Here is a 4,048-nt window from a genome sequence, read left to right as displayed (position 1 = left end):
GGACGCGGGCGGGCCGGATCGGGGACGCGGACGGTGTCGGCGGCCTCCTCGTCCATCGCGAGCAGGCCGTCCGCCCGACCTATCAGATACTGCCGGCCGCCATGGCCCGGCGCGGGAGCTCCCTGCCGGGTGCGGGCGGCAGCCCGATCCGGGCCGGGACGGTGGGTTCGGCGTCGGGCGCGGCGGGGGACTTCGCGTGTTTGGCCGCGTCGACGGAACCGGGGCCGTGGATGGTGAGTTCGAAGTCCTGGTGCGCCTTGGCATCCGGCGCGAACGGCAGGCGGATCCGGCCGTCCGCGACCAGACGGCGCACCTCGGCCCGGCTCAGGCCGAGACCGATCTGGAGCAGCCGCTCCACCCGGACCGGTGCGGGCAGCTCGAAGCGCACCCGCACCGGGAGCGGGTTCGGGTCATCGAGCGCGTACAGCGGCATGCGGGCCTCCAGCTCCCACGTCCCGGTCCAGTCGAGCCGGTACCGGTTCTTCGCCGCGAGCGACGCGCTCATCACCAACTCCCGTACCGCTGCCGGGTCGTTGGTCTCGTACGCCACCAGCCGGGCCGGCTCCAGCGTCGAGACGTGGGCGCGCTCGTGGACGGGCGCCTTCGAGGTCCGGTCGCACGTCGCGCAGCTCAGCAGCAGCCAGACGTCGAGCAGCTTGCCGTTCGCGTTGACGCGGATCTTCCCCGAGGCGCGGTGCCGTGTGCCGGGGCAGTCCGGGCAGGGCCGGACGACGGTGGGCAGGGCGGACTGACGCACGGCCCACAGGGCCTTGCGGTCGGTATTCATGTGTGTGGGGTGCTTTCAGGACTGAGCAGGAGGGCATGCCGAACTCACTCGGCGGCTCCCGCTCTCTGACGGATGCTCACGAGGGGCGCGACCCATCGCCCCGGGGCCGGGTCGTCAGGCTCCGAGGTCGATCGCGCGACAGGTACGTACTACGTGGCAGTCATCAAAAGTCCATGCGGAAAATCATGATCGGGACGGCGGCCCCCGGCAACCGAATTTCCCCGTGCCCTCGGCCGGCGGTCGCGCGCACAGCCCCGCCCACCTCCCAACACCATCTCCACCGGGTGGGCGGTTGGAGCTTCACCCGGCCGTCCTGGCGCCCGGCACACCCGGGCGCGGAGGTTCGGGGGAAGACCACCCGTCCGCGGCGGTGGTCCCGGCTGGGTCGGGACCACCGCGACCAGCCCGGTCGGGGCGAGTCGTTGCGGTGGTGGCAGGGGCTGATGCCGGGACGGCCATGGACGGTTGGTCGGTCAGGCGGGACGGTAGTCCGCGTGCGGCGTCGCCCGCTCCCATGCGACCTCGTAGGCCGCCAGATACCGCTCGGCCGGCTCCAGGCCGGGCAGGAGCAGGTCGCCGGCACGGGAGCGCGGCAGCCGCCGCACGTCCTCCCCCCGCCGTGACGTTCGGGAACGTCACGGCGTACTCGTACCGGATGTAGTCGGTCACCGGCTCGGAGACGACACGCAGTCGGCGCACGGCGACCCCACGGCCGGTCGCCTCGGCCACCACGTCCAGTAGCGACCGCCACCAGGACTCGCGGTCCGCCGGATCGAGCCGCCTGCCCTGCTGCCAGGCGATGAACTCGGGGTCGTCCAGCGTGCAGCCGTCGCGCATCTCCAGATACACCGCCGAGCACCGCGCCCTGGCCGACTGCTCACGAACCGCCGTTGACCGCACTGTCCGACCGGGGGATGAACTGGACCATGGCCCCGCCGGTGAAGGGCCGTCAAGGGCTTGAATGAAGCAGTGCCGGAGCCCCCGGCGCGTGGGCGGCGGGGGCTGGCGGGTCAGGCTTCCTCGTCGGGCGGCGGGGCCGCGCGGAGGGCGGTGACGACACCCAGGGCGACGATGGCGGTCGCGAGGGCGAGGAGGACGGCGAAGGCCGTCCCGATCAGGTATCGCACGAGGCCCTGCGCTCGGCGTCGAGGAGCAGGGTGAGGAGGTTCAGGAGCGTTGACGCCGGCGCCGTGTTGAAGCGGACGAGGACGCGGCCGTCCATGGTCCGGTCGGTGCCGATCGAGGGGAAGATCAGGCCGAACTCGCGCCCCCGCTCCACGACTTCGTCCAGGAGGGCGCTGATGTGGTCCTCGGTGTAGTAGCGGATCCGGGGGTCGGTCGGCAGCATCGGGTGACGGCCGGGGCGGTAGATCATCAGACGGCGCCCTTTCGCAGCTCGAACCAGACGGATTTGGCACGCTCGTGGGGGTCGACGCCCCAGCCGTGGGTGAGGGCGGCGACCAGCTGGAGGCCCCGGCCGGACTCGGCGAGCAGGGACAGCGGCGGACTGGAGGGCAGCACCGGGCTCTCGTCCGTGACGGAGACCCGGAGGACGTCCCCCTCGGAGATGATCTCGACCAGCGGCGCGGAGGTTTCGGTGTGCCGCCACGCGTTGACGAGGAGCTCGCAGAGCGCGATCTGCGCGTCGAAGATCGGGGAGGCGGGCCAGCCGACGCGGGTCATGGTGTTGCGGAGGGTCTGCCGCGCGACCGCGATGGTGGGGGTGTTGATGTGACGCATGGGAGTTCTCCCGAGGCGTGAGTGAGGGGGAACCGGCGGAACATGTGTCGCCGTGAGCCAGGCCAGTGAAAAGGACATGGCTGCTCTGCGGTGCTTGCTAGCAGGCGTTACTGACGATCCGTCGGACCGATGTGACACCGACCATAACGCAGACGGTCTCAATTTTGAGCCGAGAGCTGGGAGGTTCCCCCGAACGTGGCAACTCCACCGCCCCGACCTGCGGCAGACTGGTCATCATGGCGCTACGACCGAACCCAACCCTTCGCCAACGGCGGATCGGGACCGAGCTACGGAGGATGCGGGAGCAGGCTGGCCTCGGCGGCAGCCAGCTGGCGCGCAAGCTCGGCATCCAGCCCGCGCAGATCACACAGATGGAGAGCGGGAAGGGTGGGGTCAGTGTCGAGCGGCTGCGAACCATCGCCGCTGCATGCATGTGCGGCAACCAGCAGCTGATCGACGCACTGACCGAGGTGACCACCGAGCGCACGAAGGGATGGTGGGAGGAGTACCGCGGGTCGGTATCCTCACATCTGCTCGATCTCGCAGAGCTTGAGGACTCCGCTGCGAGGCTCATTACCTACACGATCACGTTCGTACCTGGGCTGCTACAAACTGATGCCTACGCCGCCTCGGTCTTCGCCAGAGCTATCCCACCATTGCCCCACCATGAAGTCGACGTCCGGATGGACTTCCGGATGAAGCGGCAACAGGTCATCCGCGCAGGCGGGCCGCCTTACGCCGCATTCATCCACGAAGCTGCTCTCCGTATGCAGTTCAGTGGCCCGAAAGTCCTCACTGAGCAGCTCGAAGCCCTCATCAAGCACTCCGAGACCTCGGCAGTCTCGATCCGCGCAGTACCGTTCGACATCGAGTCCCTGCCCGGCCCGAGCGAGAACCTCATCTACGCGGAAGGCGCTGTACCCGAGCTGGATTCGGTTCAGATCGACACCACCCACAACAGCCTGATTCTCGACTCTCCTGCACCACTCGCAAGCTACCGCGAGATGCTCGCCCGGATGGCGTCCGTCGCACTCTCGGAGGAGGAGTCCCGAGACTTCATCCGGCAGATCAAAAAGGAGATAGAGAGCAAGCATGGATAGCCCCGTGTGGCAGAAGTCCAGCTACTCCGGCGCGAACAACGCGTGCGTCGAGGTCCGCACATTGAGCGGCGCGGTCGAAATCCGCGAGTCCGACGAGGGCCACCTCGTCCTCCACACCACCCCCACCGCCCTCACCGCCCTCCTCCACGGCATCAAGGCCGGCGAGTTCGACCACCACGCCTGACGGTTCCTCTCCGCGCCCCTCGCCCTCCCCAGGGCGAGGGGCGCAACATGAGACCTCACCGACCTGCCAGGAAGGAAATGGAAGACAGCAAATGCCTGAGTCCAACTGGCAGAAGTCCAGCTACAGCGCCTCAAGCAACGAGTGCGTCGAGGTCCGCACATTGAGCGGCGCGGTCGAAATCCGCGAGTCCGACGAGGGCCACCTCGTCCTCCACACCACCCCCACCGCCCTCACCGC

General features: G+C 69.1%; 6 protein-coding genes and 1 pseudogene. 3 read left to right on the top strand and 4 right to left on the bottom strand.

What is annotated here, in order from left to right; translation table 11 throughout:
• Positions 1 to 82: 82 nt before the first annotated feature.
• The 4 genes and pseudogenes from ACFU7Z_RS36390 to ACFU7Z_RS36375 all read right to left on the bottom strand — a co-directional run bounded on the left by ACFU7Z_RS36390 (position 83) and on the right by ACFU7Z_RS36375 (position 2,527).
• A complete protein-coding gene (locus ACFU7Z_RS36390) occupies positions 83 to 787 on the bottom strand; it encodes a DUF1062 domain-containing protein (protein ID WP_380782323.1) in 705 nt (234 codons plus the stop codon).
• Between the two features lie 473 nt (positions 788 to 1,260).
• Positions 1,261 to 1,624: pseudogene (locus tag ACFU7Z_RS36385) on the bottom strand (DUF6879 family protein).
• 277 nt (positions 1,625 to 1,901) lie between these two features.
• Positions 1,902 to 2,162: a hypothetical protein gene (locus ACFU7Z_RS36380; RefSeq protein WP_380782321.1), complete on the bottom strand. Its 261-nt coding sequence runs from the start codon at positions 2,160 to 2,162 to the stop codon at positions 1,902 to 1,904.
• Positions 2,162 to 2,527: an ATP-binding protein gene (locus ACFU7Z_RS36375; protein ID WP_380782319.1), complete on the bottom strand. Its 366-nt coding sequence runs from the start codon at positions 2,525 to 2,527 to the stop codon at positions 2,162 to 2,164. The genes ACFU7Z_RS36380 and ACFU7Z_RS36375 overlap by 1 nt, the downstream gene beginning before the upstream one ends.
• 236 nt (positions 2,528 to 2,763) lie before the next feature.
• On the opposite strand from ACFU7Z_RS36375, the gene ACFU7Z_RS36370 reads away from it, so the two are divergent.
• The 3 genes from ACFU7Z_RS36370 to ACFU7Z_RS36360 all read left to right on the top strand — a co-directional run.
• Entirely contained in the window at positions 2,764 to 3,627 is an 864-nt protein-coding gene (locus ACFU7Z_RS36370) for a helix-turn-helix domain-containing protein (RefSeq protein ID WP_380782317.1), read from the top strand.
• Entirely contained in the window at positions 3,620 to 3,811 is a 192-nt protein-coding gene (locus ACFU7Z_RS36365) for a DUF397 domain-containing protein (protein ID WP_380782315.1), read from the top strand. Before ACFU7Z_RS36370 ends, ACFU7Z_RS36365 begins: the two co-directional genes overlap by 8 nt.
• A gap of 91 nt (positions 3,812 to 3,902) precedes the next feature.
• Positions 3,903 to 4,048: DUF397 domain-containing protein (locus ACFU7Z_RS36360; protein ID WP_380782325.1), on the top strand; the 146-nt coding region annotated here is incomplete at its 3' end.

This window comes from Kitasatospora sp. NPDC057518 (assembly GCF_042802075.1).
In the GTDB taxonomy this organism is placed as follows: domain Bacteria; phylum Actinomycetota; class Actinomycetes; order Streptomycetales; family Streptomycetaceae; genus Kitasatospora.
Note: the sequence above shows the minus strand (reverse complement) of the source record. Positions and strands in the feature narration are given on the sequence as shown.